At 71.2% G+C, this 14,700-nt stretch carries 14 protein-coding genes and 3 tRNA genes; 10 read left to right on the forward strand and 7 right to left on the reverse strand.

Going from position 1 to position 14,700, the window contains the following annotated elements:
- Positions 1-35 precede the first annotated feature (35 nt).
- Together OG906_RS43625 and OG906_RS16715 are read left to right on the forward strand one after the other, a co-directional pair.
- Entirely contained in the window at positions 36-131 is a 96-nt protein-coding gene (locus tag OG906_RS43625; RefSeq protein ID WP_323178891.1) for a putative leader peptide, read from the forward strand.
- A 159-nt stretch (positions 132-290) separates the two neighbouring features.
- Entirely contained in the window at positions 291-1,748 is a 1,458-nt protein-coding gene (locus OG906_RS16715; RefSeq protein ID WP_329443669.1) for a sulfatase-like hydrolase/transferase, read from the forward strand.
- Positions 1,749-1,917: 169 nt separating this feature from the next.
- Here the strand turns inward: OG906_RS16715 and OG906_RS16720 are convergent, their stop codons facing one another.
- The 5 genes from OG906_RS16720 to purS all read right to left on the reverse strand — a co-directional run bounded on the left by OG906_RS16720 (position 1,918) and on the right by purS (position 7,000).
- The gene (locus OG906_RS16720; protein ID WP_329443671.1) at positions 1,918-2,742 is read right to left on the reverse strand and encodes an META domain-containing protein; all 825 of its coding nucleotides are present in this window, start codon (positions 2,740-2,742) and stop codon (positions 1,918-1,920) included.
- An 83-nt stretch (positions 2,743-2,825) separates the two neighbouring features.
- Positions 2,826-3,617 (reverse strand): maleylpyruvate isomerase family mycothiol-dependent enzyme, encoded by a 792-nt coding sequence (locus OG906_RS16725; RefSeq protein ID WP_267803329.1) that lies wholly within the window; start codon positions 3,615-3,617, stop codon positions 2,826-2,828.
- Between the two features lie 202 nt (positions 3,618-3,819).
- Positions 3,820-6,069 carry a phosphoribosylformylglycinamidine synthase subunit PurL gene (gene purL / locus OG906_RS16730; protein ID WP_267803328.1) on the reverse strand — a complete coding sequence of 750 codons (2,250 nt, stop codon included), beginning with the start codon at positions 6,067-6,069 and terminating at the stop codon, positions 3,820-3,822.
- Positions 6,066-6,746 carry a phosphoribosylformylglycinamidine synthase subunit PurQ gene (gene purQ, locus OG906_RS16735; RefSeq protein WP_053680243.1) on the reverse strand — a complete coding sequence of 227 codons (681 nt, stop codon included), beginning with the start codon at positions 6,744-6,746 and terminating at the stop codon, positions 6,066-6,068. Before purQ ends, purL begins: the two co-directional genes overlap by 4 nt.
- A 2-nt stretch (positions 6,747-6,748) precedes the next feature.
- Positions 6,749-7,000 carry a phosphoribosylformylglycinamidine synthase subunit PurS gene (gene purS / locus OG906_RS16740; RefSeq protein WP_008740952.1) on the reverse strand — a complete coding sequence of 84 codons (252 nt, stop codon included), beginning with the start codon at positions 6,998-7,000 and terminating at the stop codon, positions 6,749-6,751.
- A 320-nt stretch (positions 7,001-7,320) separates the two neighbouring features.
- On the opposite strand from purS, the gene OG906_RS16745 reads away from it, so the two are divergent.
- The 8 genes from OG906_RS16745 (at position 7,321) to OG906_RS16780 (ending at position 11,876) form a co-directional block, all read left to right on the forward strand.
- A complete protein-coding gene (locus OG906_RS16745; RefSeq protein WP_267803327.1) occupies positions 7,321-7,638 on the forward strand; it encodes a histone-like nucleoid-structuring protein Lsr2 in 318 nt (105 codons plus the stop codon).
- A gap of 87 nt (positions 7,639-7,725) precedes the next feature.
- A tRNA-Gly gene (locus tag OG906_RS16750) sits at positions 7,726-7,797 on the forward strand.
- Positions 7,798-7,871: 74 nt separating this feature from the next.
- Positions 7,872-7,944 (forward strand) — tRNA-Gly (locus OG906_RS16755).
- A gap of 152 nt (positions 7,945-8,096) precedes the next feature.
- Complete coding sequence (locus OG906_RS16760; RefSeq protein WP_329443676.1) at positions 8,097-9,065, forward strand: ABC transporter ATP-binding protein; 969 nt, start codon at positions 8,097-8,099, stop codon at positions 9,063-9,065.
- The gene (locus OG906_RS16765) at positions 9,062-9,844 is read left to right on the forward strand and encodes an ABC transporter permease (protein WP_329443678.1); all 783 of its coding nucleotides are present in this window, start codon (positions 9,062-9,064) and stop codon (positions 9,842-9,844) included. The genes OG906_RS16760 and OG906_RS16765 overlap by 4 nt, the downstream gene beginning before the upstream one ends.
- 30 nt (positions 9,845-9,874) lie before the next feature.
- On the forward strand, positions 9,875-11,107 hold the full coding sequence (locus tag OG906_RS16770) for a sensor histidine kinase (protein ID WP_329443680.1): 1,233 nt from the start codon (positions 9,875-9,877) through the stop codon (positions 11,105-11,107).
- A 29-nt stretch (positions 11,108-11,136) separates the two neighbouring features.
- A complete protein-coding gene (locus OG906_RS16775) occupies positions 11,137-11,781 on the forward strand; it encodes a response regulator transcription factor (RefSeq protein WP_329443682.1) in 645 nt (214 codons plus the stop codon).
- Positions 11,782-11,803: 22 nt separating this feature from the next.
- Positions 11,804-11,876 (forward strand) — tRNA-Gly (locus OG906_RS16780).
- A gap of 101 nt (positions 11,877-11,977) precedes the next feature.
- On the opposite strand, the gene OG906_RS16785 is transcribed toward OG906_RS16780, so the two are convergent.
- Positions 11,978-12,895 (reverse strand): phosphoribosylaminoimidazolesuccinocarboxamide synthase, encoded by a 918-nt coding sequence (locus OG906_RS16785; RefSeq protein ID WP_267803878.1) that lies wholly within the window; start codon positions 12,893-12,895, stop codon positions 11,978-11,980.
- A gap of 219 nt (positions 12,896-13,114) precedes the next feature.
- Positions 13,115-14,593, reverse strand: coding sequence for a N,N-dimethylformamidase beta subunit family domain-containing protein (locus OG906_RS16790; RefSeq protein ID WP_329443684.1), 1,479 nt, complete (start codon positions 14,591-14,593; stop codon positions 13,115-13,117).
- Positions 14,594-14,700 lie beyond the last annotated feature (107 nt).

The raw sequence follows: 14,700 nt of genomic DNA on the forward strand, positions 1-14,700 counted from the left end.
ACAGCCCGTCGTCGATTCGTACAAGCTTCCGGCTCATGCAGCCTCTCGGTGACCGCACCGTCACCCTCGTCGAGCGCCGGCACGTGGACCTCGTCCGTGTCGCGAGCGCCATCTGTTGTTGCCGGGCGTAGTTCCGCCCCGCGCTCCGGCGCGCCCTTTCTGAATTTTCCCGGCGCCTCTCGCCGATTTCCCCCGCAGTGCCTTTTCGCTCGCCCCAGCCCGTTCCGCCGTGCCATGCGCCGTCCCGCGCCGCCGCGGGGTGGGCCGGCGGGCCATGCCCTGGAGCACCTGTGACCTCGTCTGAATCCCACCTGTCCCGACGCGCCTTCGGCGGGGCGGTCGGCGTGAGCGCCGCCGCCGCGGCCGTCGGGCTGGGGGCCGCCGCGCCGGCCGCCGCCGCACCCTCCTCCGCACCCGCCTCAGCTCCCGCCGATGCCCGGCACGCGGGCTCCGAGGAGAGGGAGTTCAAGGCCGCCCGGGGGCGTCACTCCCGGCGGCCGAACATCCTGTTCATCCTCGGCGACGACCTCGGCTGGGCGGACCTGTCCTCGTACGGGTCCCCGCACATCAAGACCCCGAACCTGGACCGGCTCGCCCGCCAGGGAGTCCGGTTCACCGACGCGTACTCCGGCTCCGCGACCTGCTCGCCGACCCGCTTCAGCCTGTACACCGGGCGCTACCCGGGCCGTACCAAGGGCGGGTTGGCCGAGCCGATCGCCGACAAGTCCGTCGGCCTGGAGCCCTCGCACCCGACGCTGGCCTCGCTGCTCAAGGAGTCCGGCTACGCGACCGCGTTGATCGGCAAGTGGCACGCCGGGTACCTGCCGGACTACAGCCCCACCCGGTCCGGCTGGGACGAGTTCTTCGGCAACTTCGGCGGGGCCCTGGAGTACTACTCCAAGCTGGGCCTGGGCGGGGAGTACGACCTCTACGAGGGCGACGCCGAGTACAAGGACCTGCGCTACTACACGCGGATCATCACCGAGCGGGCGAGCGAGTACGTGTCCCGCGACCACCACGGCAAGCCGTGGCTGCTGAACCTCAACTTCACGACCCCGCACTGGCCTTGGATCGCCGACGGGGACACGAAGGAGAGCGCCGAGATCGTCCGCCGGATCAAGGCGGGCGACGGCCGGGCGCTGTGGCACCAGGACGGCGGCTCCGTGGAGAAGTACAAGGAGATGGTCGAGGACCTCGACCGTTCGATCGGGGAGGTGCTGAAGGCACTGAAGCGCTCCGGCCAGGAGGAGGACACCCTGGTCGTCTTCTCCAGCGACAACGGGGGCGAGCGCTTCTCGTACAACTGGCCGCTCTCCGGCAACAAGGCCTCGCTCCAGGAGGGCGGGATCCGGGTGCCGAACATCGTGCGCTGGCCGGCGCGCCTGGACGGCGGACAGGTCAGCCATGTCCCGGTGTTCAGCCCGGACTGGACGGCGACGCTGCTGGAGCTGGCCGGGGCCCGGCCGAACCGCGCGTACCCGCTCGACGGGGTGAGCCTGGCCGGATACCTGTTGCGGGGCGAGCGGGTCGCGGAGCGGAACCTGTTCTGGCGGGTGCGGGGCGAGCGGGCGCTGCGCCGCGGGGACTGGAAGTACTACCGGGGCAAGGCCGGCAAGGACCAGTTGTTCAACCTGGCCGGGGACGTCCGCGAGCAGGCCGACAAGGCGGCCGTGGAACCGGCCAGGCTGGCCGAACTGCGGGCGGCCTGGGAGAAGACGGACGCGACGCTGCTCCCGTACCCGGCCTGACCCGGCCCTCTGACCTGCCTGATCTGCCCGATCCGTCTGATCTGTCCGATCCGCCTGATCGGTCCGATGCGTCGGGGCGGTCCGACGCATCGGGGCGGGGAGGCCGGCGGCGGGCCGTGCCCGGTGGGTGTCCACAGGCTGTGGACACCCACCGGGCACGGGGCGGAGGTCATTCGACGGCGGAGGCGGCCTTGGCTCCCAGGCCCTTGCCGCTGCCGTCGGTGGCGGTGAGGGTCAGGGTGTCGCCCTGGACGCGGTGTTCGAGGGGGCCACTGGCGAACAGCGCGGTCAGCGCCTGTTCGACGTCACCGGCCGGGCCGGTACAGGCCATCCGTGTCGAGGTCAGGGGCCCGAAGGTGATCCGGGACCCTTCGACGACGGCCCGGGCGGAGAACCGGTTGCAGCCGAGGTTGCCGCTCGCGGCGCCGTCGGCGGCGATGGTGAACCGGGCCTTGCCCGCCGCCTCGGCGGGCACCGAGGACACGGTCGTGCCCTGGATCAGGGAGTTCGCGCTCCAGTCGGTGGTCGTGAGGGGCGCGTCCGGGGTCCGGGGCTTCGTGGTCAGGGCGATGGTGTTGCCGTCCGCCGTCTTCAGGGTGAGGTGCTCCGGCCGGCTGTCGATCGTGAGCGCGCCCCGGAAGAGCTTGGCGAAGGCCGTCTCGAACGCGATGTCCGGGCAGGCCATCGCGGTCCTGGAGCCCGGTTGGACGTTCATGGTCGAGCCCTTGATCTCCACCTTGGCCGACAGGCCGTTGCAGCCGTAGTTGCCCGTGGCCTCGTAGGGGGCCTCGGCGCCGATGGCCAGTCGGGCCGCTGCGGGCGCGGTCAGGGTCTTCCCGTCCACGGTCACGCTCTCCACGGACCAACTCGTCCCCGGAAGGCCCGGTGATGGATCCGGGCCGGAGGGGGTCGTCTGGTCCGCGCAGGCGGTCACCGCGGTGGTGACGGTGACGGCGAGCGTGAGGGCGGCGAGGACGTGCCGTTGCTGACGCATGCACCTGGGACGGGCGAGGTGCCCGGACGGTTCCCTTCCGCCTGCCGTCGGCCCGCCGTCCGGCCCTTCGGGGAGGGTTTGCCTCAGCCCATCAGCGGGAGCAGCGCGCCCAGATCGGCCCGTTCCCCGCTCGCGCTGAGCCGGGCCCCGTCCAGCGCTTCGTCCCAGGTCGTACGGCCCGTCGCGAGCCGGATCCAGGTCAGCGGGTCGGTCTCCACCACGTTGGGCGGGGTGCCCCGGGTGTGCCGGGGTCCCTCCAGGCACTGGACCACGGCGAAGGGCGGGATCCGCAGCTCCACCGAACCCCCGGGGGCCTTGTCCGCGAGGGCGTCGGCGAGCAGCCGGGTGCAGGCGGCGAGGGCCTGCCGGTCGATCGGGATCTCCAGGCCGGCGGCCCGGTTGAGGTCGTCGGTGTGGACGACCAGCTCCACGGTGCGGGTGACCATGAACGGCCCGAAGGCCATCGCGCCGACCCGCAGCCCGAGCAGTCGGCTGTCCGGGACCACCCGCAGCAGTTCGGCGAGCCGGGTCGCCGCCTCCTCGTACAGCGGGCCGAGTTCCTCGCCGGCGGCGGTCTCCCGGGCCAGTTCGTCGATCTGTCCGGCGATCCCGGCCGTGGCGAAGGGCCAGTTCCGTACGGTCAGCTCGGCTTCGGCCGGTTCGGGTCGCGCCGCCGCCTCGGGGATGGACCGGATGATCCAGGCGATGTGCGCCGCGAGGTCCCGTACGGTCCAGCTTCCGAGGTGCGTGGGGCGGGCCGACTCCTCGGGGGTCAGCGTCGCCACGGCCGCGGCGATGTGGCCGAACTGCGCGGTGACGGCCGCGCGGATCTTGGCGGAGTCGTAGGTACGCGGCTTCTTCCGGGCGGTCGGCATGGAGCCGACCCTATCCGGCGCGCTCAGCCCGGGAACGGGCCCCGGACCATGCCCTGGTCGGTGTCGCCGGCGGGGGCTTCGGCGGGGGTGTCGACGGCGGCTTGGACTGCGGAAACAACGGCCGCACGACCGAGCCCCCGCCCGGAGGACTCCGGACGGGGGCTCGATGACGGTCCGAGCGGGAACGACGGTACGGGCCGGATCAGGCGAGCAGCGCCGGGATCGTCGCCTCGTGGGCGGTCCGCAGTTCCGCGAGCGGAATCGTGAACTCGCCCTGGATCTCGATCTCCTCGCCGTCCACCACGCCGATGCGGGCGGCCGGCAGGCCCCGCGCACCACACATGTCGGTGAAGCGGAGCTCCTCGCTGCGCGGGACGGCCACGACGGCCCGGCCCGCGGACTCGGAGAACAGGAAGGTGAAGGCGTCCAGGCCCTCGGGCACCACGATCCGCGCACCGTTGCCGCCGCGCAGGCAGGACTCGGTGAGCGCCTGGATCACGCCGCCGTCGGACAGGTCGTGCGCGGCGTCGATCATGCCGTCGCGCGAGGCCGAGATCAGGATCTCGCCGAGCAGCTTCTCGCGGCCCAGGTCCACCTTCGGCGGCATGCCGCCGAGGTGCTGGTGCACGACCTCGGACCAGGCCGAACCGCCGAACTCCTCGGCGGTGTCGCCGAGCAGGTACAGCAGTTGGCCGGCCTCCGCGAACGCCATCGGCGTGCGGCGGTTGACGTCGTCGATCACACCGAGGACCGCCACGACCGGGGTCGGGTGGATCGCGGTCTCGCCGGTCTGGTTGTACAGCGAGACGTTGCCGCCGGTCACCGGGGTGCCCAGCTCCAGGCAGCCGTCCGCGAGACCGCGGGTGGCCTCGGCGAACTGCCACATGACGCCCGGGTCCTCCGGCGAACCGAAGTTGAGGCAGTCGGAGATGGCGAGCGGCTTGGCGCCGGTAGCGGCGACGTTGCGGTACGCCTCGGCCAGCGCGAGCTGCGCGCCCGTGTACGGGTCGAGCTTCGCGAAGCGGCCGTTGCCGTCGGTGGCCATGGCGACGCCGAGGTTGGTGTCCTCGTCGATGCGGACCATGCCGGCGTCCTCGGGCTGCGAGAGCACCGTGTTGCCCTGGACGAAGCGGTCGTACTGGTCGGTGATCCAGGACTTGGAGGCCTGGTTCGGGGAGGACACCAGCGCCAGGACCTGCGCGCGGAGCTCCTCGGAGGTCCCCGGGCGGGGCAGCTTGCCCGCGTCGTCGGCCTGGAGGGCGTCCTGCCACGCGGGGCGGGCGAACGGGCGGTTGTAGACCGGGCCCTCGTGGGCGACGGTGCCCGGGGGGACGTCCACGATCTGCTCGCCGTGCCAGAAGATCTCCAGGCGCTCGCCCTCGGTGACCTCACCGATGACGGTGGCGATGACGTCCCACTTCTCGCAGATCTCCATGAAGCGGTCCACGTGCTGCGGCTCGACGATCGCGCACATGCGTTCCTGCGACTCGCTCATGAGGATTTCCTCGGGCGAGAGCGTCGCGTCGCGCAGCGGGACGGTGTCGAGTTCGACGCGCATGCCGCCGGAGCCCGCGGAGGCCAGCTCGCTCGTGGCGCAGGAGAGCCCGGCGCCGCCGAGGTCCTGGATGCCCGCGACCAGCTTCTCCTTGAAGATCTCCAGGGTGCACTCGATGAGGAGCTTCTCCTGGAACGGGTCGCCGACCTGCACGGCCGGCCGCTTGGTCGGCTTGGTGTCGTCGAAGGTCTCCGAGGCCAGCACGGACACGCCGCCGATGCCGTCGCCGCCGGTGCGGGCGCCGTAGAGGATGACCTTGTTGCCGGGGCCGGAGGCCTGGGCCAGGTGGATGTCCTCGTGCTTCATCACGCCGATGCAACCGGCGTTGACCAGCGGGTTGCCCTGGTAGCAGGCGTCGAAGACGACCTCGCCGCCGATGTTCGGCAGGCCCAGACAGTTGCCGTAGCCGCCGATGCCGGCGACGACGCCCGGCAGGACGCGCTTGGTGTCGGGGTGGTCGGCCGCGCCGAAGCGCAGCGGGTCCACGACCGCGACCGGGCGGGCGCCCATCGCGAGGATGTCGCGGACGATGCCGCCGATGCCGGTGGCCGCGCCCTGGTAGGGCTCGATGTACGACGGGTGGTTGTGCGACTCGACCTTGAAGGTGACCGCGTAGCCCTGGCCCACGTCGACGACGCCGGCGTTCTCGCCGATGCCGACGAGCATGGCGTCGTTCTCCGGGACCTTCTCGCCGAACTGCTTCAGGTGGACCTTGCTGCTCTTGTACGAGCAGTGCTCGGACCACATGACCGAGTACATGGCGAGCTCGGCGCCCGTGGGACGGCGGCCGAGGATCTCCCGGATGCGGGCGTACTCGTCCTCCTTGAGGCCGAGTTCCTTCCACGGCTGGGAGGCGTCCGGGGTGTCGGTGGCGTGCTTGACGGTGTCGAGGCTCATGCGCTGACCAGCTTCTTCAGGACCGAGGTGAAGAACGGGAGACCGTCGGTGCGGCCCGTCCCGATCAGCGGTTCCACCGCGTGCTCGGGGTGCGGCATGAGGCCGACGACGTTGCCCGCGGCGTTGGTGATGCCGGCGATGTCGCGCAGCGAACCGTTCGGGTTCCCGTCCAGGTACCGGAAGGCCACTCGCCCTTCGGCCTCCAGTTCGTCCAGCACGCGCTCGTCGGCGGTGTAGCGGCCGTCCATGTTCTTGAGCGGTACGGAGATCTCCTGGCCGGCGGTGTAGTCGCCGGTCCACGCGGTCTCCGCGTTCTCCACGCGCAACTTCTGGTCGCGGCAGATGAAGTGCAGGTGGTTGTTGCGGAGCATCGCCCCCGGCAGCAGGTGGGCCTCGGTGAGGACCTGGAAGCCGTTGCAGATGCCGAGGACCGGCATGCCGGCCCTGGCCTGCTCGATGATGGTCTCCATCACCGGCGAGAAGCGGGAGATGGCCCCGGCGCGCAGGTAGTCACCGTAGGAGAAGCCGCCCGCGAGGACGACCGCGTCGACCTGGTGCAGGTCCTTGTCGCGGTGCCACAGCGAGACCGGCTCGGCTCCCGCGATGCGGATGGCGCGCAGCGAGTCACGGTCGTCGAGCGTTCCGGGGAACGTGACGACTCCGATGCGAGTGGTCACCCTCAGGCCTCGACCTTCACGGTGAAGTCTTCGATGACGGTGTTGGCGAGGAAGGTTTCGGCCATCTTGTGGATGCGGTCGAGGGCGGCCTGGTCGACCGGTCCCTCCACCTCCAGTTCGAAGCGCTTCCCCTGGCGGACGTCGGCGATTCCCTCGAAGCCCAGCCGCGGCAGTGCACGCTGCACCGCCTGGCCCTGGGGGTCGAGGATCTCCGGCTTGAGCATGACGTCGACTACGACGCGTGCCACTGGCACTCCCGTGTGGTGGTTGGTGCGAAGGCGGTTCCCTCAGCGTACCCGGCGAAAATTTCTACGCGGGTAGATATACCTTGAGCATGATCCGCGACCCGTTTCAGCTTCACCAACGCTTCGCAAAATCCACCGGAAAACCACGTGCCCGGGATTGCGGCGGGACACGCGGAGATAATTAACTGGGCTTCGCAATTCAATGCGAATCACGGTACAAAGGAATCGGTCGGGATTCCGACGGATTGATGCATTGCTCCGAAACATCCACACAGGCGACATCACCGCATGTCAGCACGCGGTGACCTCGCACGAAGGGACCGATATCCGTGGCGCAGCGCGTAGTAGTCACGATCTCCGACGACATCGATGGCGGAGAAGCGGCGGAAACGGTCGTGTTCGCACTGGACGGTAAGTCGTACGAGATCGACCTCAATGTCGCCAACGCAAAGAAACTGCGGAAGGGCCTCGCCCCCTTCGTGGCCGCCGGCCGTCGACAGGCTCGCTCGGGGAAGGCGTACAAGCACACGGCGATCGCCCCCGATCCGGCGGTCGTCCGGGCCTGGGCCCGGTCCAACCAGCACGACGTGCCGCCGCGCGGTCGCATCCCCAAGCGGGTCTACGAGGCCTACAACGCTGCCCACTGACCCCGGATTTGCCATCCACCCCCTCTGATCGGCTAGTGTGTGGATCACGCCAAGGGGCGAGGCCGCAAGGCCGAGACCCGAAGTCGTGCGGGTGTAGTTCAGTAGCAGAACACCCCCCTTCCAGGGGGGAGGCGCAGTGTGCAATCCCTGTCACCCGCTCTGCACGCTTTACCGACCACGGTTGTGGATCAGGTAGAGTGATGCTCGCAGCGCACGGCTTTACGTCGTTGCATGCGGACGTAGCTCAGTTGGTAGAGCACCACCTTGCCAAGGTGGATGTCGCGCGTTCGAGTCGCGTCGTCCGCTCAGTGTGACAAAGGCCCCGATCATTGATCGGGGCCTTTGTCGTGTGTTCACCCCTATACCCGCGCCTTTGCCCGGTGCCGCCTGACATATGTCATCCCCCGTCATGACAGCGCGCACTGCCTGGGCGGCCGGTTCGCCGCGAGCCTTGGTTCATGACCGACACAGTGATGACCGACACGGTGATCCGGGCCGAGGAACTGCGACGCCGTTACGCCGGCGGCTTCGAGGCCGTCCGCGGCGTCTCCTTCTCCGTGGGGCGCGGCGAGATCTTCGCCCTGCTCGGGACGAACGGGGCGGGCAAGACGTCCACCGTGGAACTCCTGGAGGGACTGGCCGCGCCCGACGGCGGTCGGGTGCGGGTCTTCGGGCTCGACCCGTACAGGCAGCGGGCCGAGGTCCGGCCGCGCACCGGGATCATGCTCCAGGACGGCGGCTTCCCCTCCGACCTGACCGTCGCCGAGACCGTCCGGATGTGGGCCGGGGTGACCACGGGCGCCCAACCCGGGGCGGAGGTCCTGGAGCTGGTCGGGCTGGCCGCCCGGTCCTCCGTACGGATCAAGCAGCTGTCCGGCGGTGAGCGGCGGCGGCTCGATCTGGCGCTGGCCCTGCTGGGGCGGCCGGAGGTGCTGTTCCTCGACGAGCCGACCACCGGCATGGACCCCGAGGGCCGCCGGGACACCTGGGCGCTGGTGCGGGAACTGCGCGAACGGGGCACCACGGTGTTGCTGACCACGCACTACCTGGAGGAGGCGGCGGAGCTCGCCGACCGGCTGGCGATCCTCCACGAGGGGGAACCGGTGCTGACCGGCACGCCCGCGGAGGTGAGCGCGACGCGGCCCTCCCGGATCCGTTTCACGCTCCCGGAGGCGGTGCCCGCGGCGCGGCTGCCGCTGTCCCTGCGGGCGGCGGCGGACGGACGGCAGGTGGAGATCCGTACCGAACGGCTCCAGGAGAGCCTGGGGGAACTGCTGCGCTGGGCGCACGAGGCCGCGGTGGAGCTGATCGGGCTCGACGCCCGGTCCGCCTCGCTGGAGGAGGCCTTCCTGGAGATCGCACGGAGCCGCCGGAGCCCCCTGTCCGGCGCCCGGACCGACGAGGACGAGAGGGCGGGAATCCGATGAGCATGCCGAACCTGACCGCACCGCGCCTGAGCCCCCGGCGGCTCACCGCCCTGGGCCGCTCCGAGCTGACCCTGCTGCGGCGCAATCGGGCCGCGCTGTCCATGGCCCTGTTGATGCCGGCGGCCATGGTGTTCCTGCTGCGCTCGACGCTCGCCGACGCGGACGAGCGGAGCGCCGCGGCCCTCGGCCGGGCCACCCTGAGCGGCGGCATCGGACTCGTCCTGCTCCTGGTCGTCTACATGAACCTGGTCTCCGCGTACGTGGCCCGGCGCGAGGAACTCGTCCTCAAGCGGCTGCGCACCGGCGAGGCGGGCGACCTGGAGATCCTCGCCGGCACCGCGCTGCCGGCCGCGGTCGTCGCCCTCGGGCAGATCGGCGTCCTCGTCCTGGCCGGGGCGGTCGCCCTGGACGCGCCGATGCCGGACAACCCGCTGCTCCTGATCGTCGCGGTACTCGCGGCGATCGTGCTGCTGGCCGGGTTGTCGGCGCTGACCAGCTCCTTCACCCGGAGCGTGGAGAGCGCGGGCATCACCACGGTGCCGCTGCTGCTGGTGAGCCTGCTCGGCTCGGGCCTGTTCGTACCGATGGACAGCCTGCCGCGGACGCTGGCATCGGTGTGCGAACTGCTTCCCCTGAGCGGCGTCATGACGCTGGTGCGGGGCGCCTGGGACAGCGCGCCGGCCGGGGACCTGACCGGGGCCGCGCTCCTCACGGTGGCCTGGACCGTGACGAGCGTGTTTGCTGTCCACCGGTGGTTCCGGTGGGAACCGCGGCGCTAGGCAACGCGAGCGAAGTCGGGGGCGGGAACCGTGTCGAAGCTGACCGGGTGGTGGAAGAACCGCAGCAGCGCGGGGAAGGTCGAGCTGTACACACGCTGGTCGTTCCACCTCTTCGTGGCGATCGAGATCCTGACCTTCGGACTCGGCGGCCTGGTCCTCGGCCCGCGGGACGTGCCGGGCTCCGCCGAAGTGGGCCTGCTGGTGCTGATGTGCGTGCACTCCGTACTCGTCGGGTTCCTCTCCTCCCGGGCGCTGGACTGGTTGGTGGGGCGCCGGGACCGGCCCGTGTGGGTGGCGGTGGCGACGGTGGCCGTGACGGCCTTCGGATGTGTCGCGGTCCTCGTCCTGCGCCGGACCGGGCACGTCGACGAGGCCGTCGCCCCGATGCTGGTGACGGGCATGACCTGCTTCGCCTCCGGCTCGCTGGTGATGTGCCTGGAGAAGGTCCGGCACATGTGGGGGGTCGCGCCGGCCCATGCCGTGGCCACCGGTCTGACGGTGGTCGCCGTGGGGCTGCCGGTACAGGAGGGCGTCGGGTATGCCATCGGGGTGCTGCTGAGCGGTCTGTTCCTCAGCTTCGCCTGTGGCTTCTCGGCGTGGCTGCTGCGGATCGTGTACGAACTCGACCGCGCCCGGGAGCTCCAGGCGCAGCTCGCGGTGGCCGAGGAACGGCTGCGGTTCGGCCGGGACCTGCACGACGTGATGGGGCGCAACCTGGCGGTCATCGCCCTCAAGAGCGAGCTGGCGGTACAACTGGCCCGGCGCGGTCGTCCCGAGGCGGTGGAGCAGATGATCGAGGTCCAGCGGATCGCCCGGGAGTCGCAGCGCGAGGTACGGGACGTCGTACGCGGCTACCGGGAGGCGGACCTGGCGGTGGAGCTGGAGGGTGCGCGCGGGGTGCTGAGCGCGGCCGGGATGGACTGCCGGGTCGAGTTCGAGGCCCGGCGGGCCCTGCCCGTGGAGGTGCAGTCGGCCCTGGGCTGGGTGGTCCGGGAGGCGACCACCAACGTCCTGCGGCACGGCGACGCGCAGAGCTGCCTGATCCGGCTGGCCGAGGCCGCCGACGGATCGGGCGCGCTGACCCTGCTGGTGGAGAACGACGGGGCCCCCGAGCTGCCGGCCGGTCCGCCCGGTTCGGGGCTGGCGGGGCTGCGCGAGCGCCTCGCGGTGGTCGACGGAACGCTGTCGGCGGGCCCCTCCGAGGGCGGCCGGTTCCGGCTGCTGGCGCGGATCCCCGAACAACGACTGACGGTGCGGGCATGAGCCCCGCGCCCACGACCGGAGGTGCGGGCATGAACCCCGTACCCGCGACTGGAGGTGCGGGCGTGAGCCCCGTACGCGTACTGCTCGCCGACGACGAGCACCTGATCCGCGGCGCCCTGGCCGCGCTGTTGGCCCTGGAGGACGATCTGCTGGTCGTCGCGGAGGCGGCGTCGGGGCCGGAGGCGCTGGCGATGGCCCGGGCGCACCGGCCGGACGTGGCGGTGCTGGACCTGCAGATGCCGGGGGCGGACGGTGTGAGTGTCGCCACATCGTTGCGGTCCGAACTCCCCGGCTGCAAGGTCATGATCGTGACCAGTCACGGCCGGCCCGGCCACCTCAAGCGGGCCCTCGCGGCGGGCGTGCGGGCCTTCGCGCCGAAGACGGTGTCGGCGCAGCGTCTGGCCGAGCTGATCCGGACCGTGCACGCCGGAGGCCGTTACGTGGACCCCGAGTTGGCCGCCGACGCGATCAGCGCGGGGGACTCCCCGTTGACCGCCCGGGAGGCGGAGGTGCTGGAACTCGCGGCGGACGGGGCGCCGATCGCGGAGATCGCGGAGCGGGCCTCGCTCACGCAGGGAACGGTGCGCAACTACCTGTCCTCGGCGGCGACGAAGCTGGGGGCCGAGAACCGGCACACGGCAGTGCGTCTCGCACGCCGGCGAGGTTGGGTATAGTGGGTACCGCGCTACGGCGCATGCGGACATAGCTCAGTTGGTAGAGCACCACCTTGCCAAGGTGGATGTCGCGCGTTCGAGTCGCGTTGTCCGCTCTGTACGAAGAAGCCCCCCGGTCCTCGGACCGGGGGGCTTCTTCGTGTTCGTGGGCTCTCGGTGTCCCCGGCCCGCTCGGCGGGCCGGGGACACGGGAGGTTCAGCGGCCGGTCTTCTCGGTCCAGGTCAGGCCGGTGAGCCGCTCGTACGCCTCGATGTACTTGGCGCGGGTCTGCTCCACGACCTCCTGCGGCAGGGCCGGGGGCGGAAGTTCGCCGGTGCGGTCCCAGCCCGAGGCGGGGGAGGCCAGCCAGTCGCGGACGTACTGCTTGTCGAAGGAGGGCTGGGCGCGACCCGGCTTCCACTGGTCGGCCGGCCAGAACCGCGAGGAGTCCGGGGTCAGCACCTCGTCGGCGGCGACCAGCGTCCCGTCGGCCCCGAAGCCGAACTCGAACTTGGTGTCGGCCAGGAGGATGCCCCGGTCGCGGGCGATGTTCCGGGCGCGGGTGTAGACGGCCAGGGTGGCCTGGCGCAGCAGCGCGGCCGTCTCGGTGCCGACGGTGCGCGCGACCTCCTCGTAGGAGACGTTCTCGTCGTGCTCGCCGACCTCGGCCTTGGCGGCCGGGGTGAAGATGGGGCCGGGCAGCTCCGAACCGTCCACGAGGCCCTCGGGCAGGCCGAGTCCGCAGACCGTACGGGTCCGGTCGTACTCGGCGAGGCCGGAGCCGGTGAGGTAGCCGCGGGCCACGCACTCGATCGGGACCATGTCGAGGTTCTGGCAGATCAGGGTGCGGCCGGCCCAGTCGGCGGGGGCGCCGGCGGGCAGGGTGGTGCCGATGACGTGGTTCGGCACGAGTTCCTTGAGCTGGTCGAACCACCACAGGGAGAGCTGGGTCAGGACCCGGCCCTTGTCCGGGATCTCGGTGGGCAGGACCCAGTCGAAGGCGGACATCCGGTCGCTGGCGACCATGACGAGGTTGCCGTCCTCGTCGCGGTAGAGATCGCGGACCTTGCCGGTGTGGAGGTGGACGAGGCCCGGCACCTGAGCCGGCTCGGGCTTTTCGACGAATCCGGACACGGGGTCTCCCTGTGGTTCTGTACGAGCGCGGTCCCATTGTCCCGTACCGGGCCGCGCGCCCTCGCCAGGGGGGCGCGGCCCGTCGCGTCGGTCGGGTGCGGGATGCCTCGTCGGTCGGGGAACGGGTGTCGGCGTCGGCGTCGACCGAGGTGCCGTGTCGGTCGGGTGCCCGTTCCGGTGCCGGTGCCGGTGCCGGTGCCGGTGCCGGTCGGGGGCGTGTCAGTCGTGTTTGCAGATCCGGTCGAGGAGATTGGCCGTGGCCCGCTGGATCCGTTCGTCCACGTGGCCGGGGCGGTCGAGTGCCGGGGACCAGGCGAAGGTCCCGGACGCGAACACCCAGGCTCCGCTGGGCGACCGGTACAAGGACGTCTCCTGATGGCGCTTGGCGCCCTCGGTGTCGAGGTACGGGGAGTGCGCGAGCAGGATGCGGTCCTGGTGCTCGGGAAGCTGGGTGCGCGGGAAGTACCGGTCGGCCTCGCCGGCGACCAGTCCGTCGAGCTCGTCGTTCTCGGAGGCGCCGGTGGAGTCCCAGAGCCAGTGCGTGGAGTTGCGCACGATCAGGGGCGCGGGCTCGGGGACCCGCCCCGCGTACTGGATGCCGAGCAGTTGCTGTTCGGGGCGGTCGACCTCGCGCCACAGGCTGGGGCGGCCGGGTCCGCGCCGCTTGCGGCAGGTGAGGAGCCGGTCCTCGACCCCGGACGGGGAAGGGGCCAGTTCGACCTGCCAGTACATGGTGTTGGCAGAGAGGAACACGAGCGAGGTGCCGTGCTCGCGGGCGCGCTCGACGGTGCGGCGCATGGGGGCCGACCAGTACTCGTCGTGCCCGGGGAAGACCAGGCCCCGGTAGCGGGTGGGATCGACGCGGCCGGCGTGCAGGTCCCGGGTGTCGGCGTAGGCGATGTCGTAGCCGTAGCGCTCGGCCCAGCGGATGAAGTCGTAGGCGTGGCCCACGTGGAGCGGCAGGCCGGCGCCCGCGTAGGGGCGGTCGAAGGAGACGGTGGTGGCGGCGTCCCCCTCCCCGAGGAGACGGCCCTGCTCGTCCCAGGCGTGGTAGAGGCTCGCGCCCGTGTGGCCGTCCTCCGGGTAGAGGTTGTAGGCCTGCCAGGTGATGTCGGGCAGCAGGAGCAGCAGGTCGGCGGGCTCGTCGTCGCGGACCGTGAAGGGGATGTGGGAGCGGTAGCCGTCGACGGTCGTCAGGACGGCCACGTACGCGCCGACGTTCCAGTACGAGGGGACCTGGAGCCGCCAGGACAGCCACCAGTGGTGGCAGGAGACCGTCCGGTCGGCGGTGAGCGGGGCCGGCTGGACGATGCCGGAGAGCCGGGGACTGGAGTGGATCTTGCTGGCGCCGTCACCCGCGTAATGGCCGATGCGGTAGATGTCGACGGAGAACTGTTGGGGCGGGTCCACGGTGATGTGGAAGTCGATCGCCTCGCCGGGGGAGACCGCTCCGGTGGACGCGAAGCCTTTGATCTGCCGGTGGACGTCATCGGCGGTGAGCGGGCCGCCGCCGCTGCGGGCGCGCGGGATCTGGCCGGGGGCGACGGCGGGGTCGACGTACCAGGGGACGACCTGGCCGGTGTCGTCGAAGTACAGCTCGCTCCCCCGGAACCAGGGCAGCGGTCCCTGCCCGAAGGGATCGTTCACCGCGTGCGCGAGCGCACCTGATTCCCACCGCCGGATCTGGTCCGCACTCATCCCGCTCCCCTCCCTCGCTCCCCCGAACGTGCATCCGTCGACCCCAGCACATCACATAACGCGCGCACTCCGTCACCGTTCGTCGCGAAAAAGCCTTGTCACGTGGC

Origin of the sequence: Streptomyces sp. NBC_01426 (assembly GCF_036231985.1) — a bacterium.
Taxonomy (GTDB): domain Bacteria; phylum Actinomycetota; class Actinomycetes; order Streptomycetales; family Streptomycetaceae; genus Streptomyces.

What these genes read in the sequence shown, in the direction of transcription:
- OG906_RS43625 (WP_323178891.1), top strand. Translation starts at nt 36, where the DNA reads ATGCAGCCTCTCGGTGACCGCACCGTCACCCTCGTCGAGCGCCGGCAC.
- OG906_RS16720 (WP_329443671.1), bottom strand. Translation starts at nt 2,742, where the DNA reads ATGCGTCAGCAACGGCACGTCCTCGCCGCCCTCACGCTCGCCGTCACC.
- OG906_RS16725 (WP_267803329.1), bottom strand. Translation starts at nt 3,617, where the DNA reads ATGCCGACCGCCCGGAAGAAGCCGCGTACCTACGACTCCGCCAAGATC.
- purL (WP_267803328.1), bottom strand. Translation starts at nt 6,069, where the DNA reads ATGAGCCTCGACACCGTCAAGCACGCCACCGACACCCCGGACGCCTCC.
- OG906_RS16760 (WP_329443676.1), top strand. Translation starts at nt 8,097, where the DNA reads ATGACCGACACAGTGATGACCGACACGGTGATCCGGGCCGAGGAACTG.
- OG906_RS16765 (WP_329443678.1), top strand. Translation starts at nt 9,062, where the DNA reads ATGAGCATGCCGAACCTGACCGCACCGCGCCTGAGCCCCCGGCGGCTC.
- OG906_RS16775 (WP_329443682.1), top strand. Translation starts at nt 11,137, where the DNA reads ATGAACCCCGTACCCGCGACTGGAGGTGCGGGCGTGAGCCCCGTACGC.
- OG906_RS16790 (WP_329443684.1), bottom strand. Translation starts at nt 14,593, where the DNA reads ATGAGTGCGGACCAGATCCGGCGGTGGGAATCAGGTGCGCTCGCGCAC.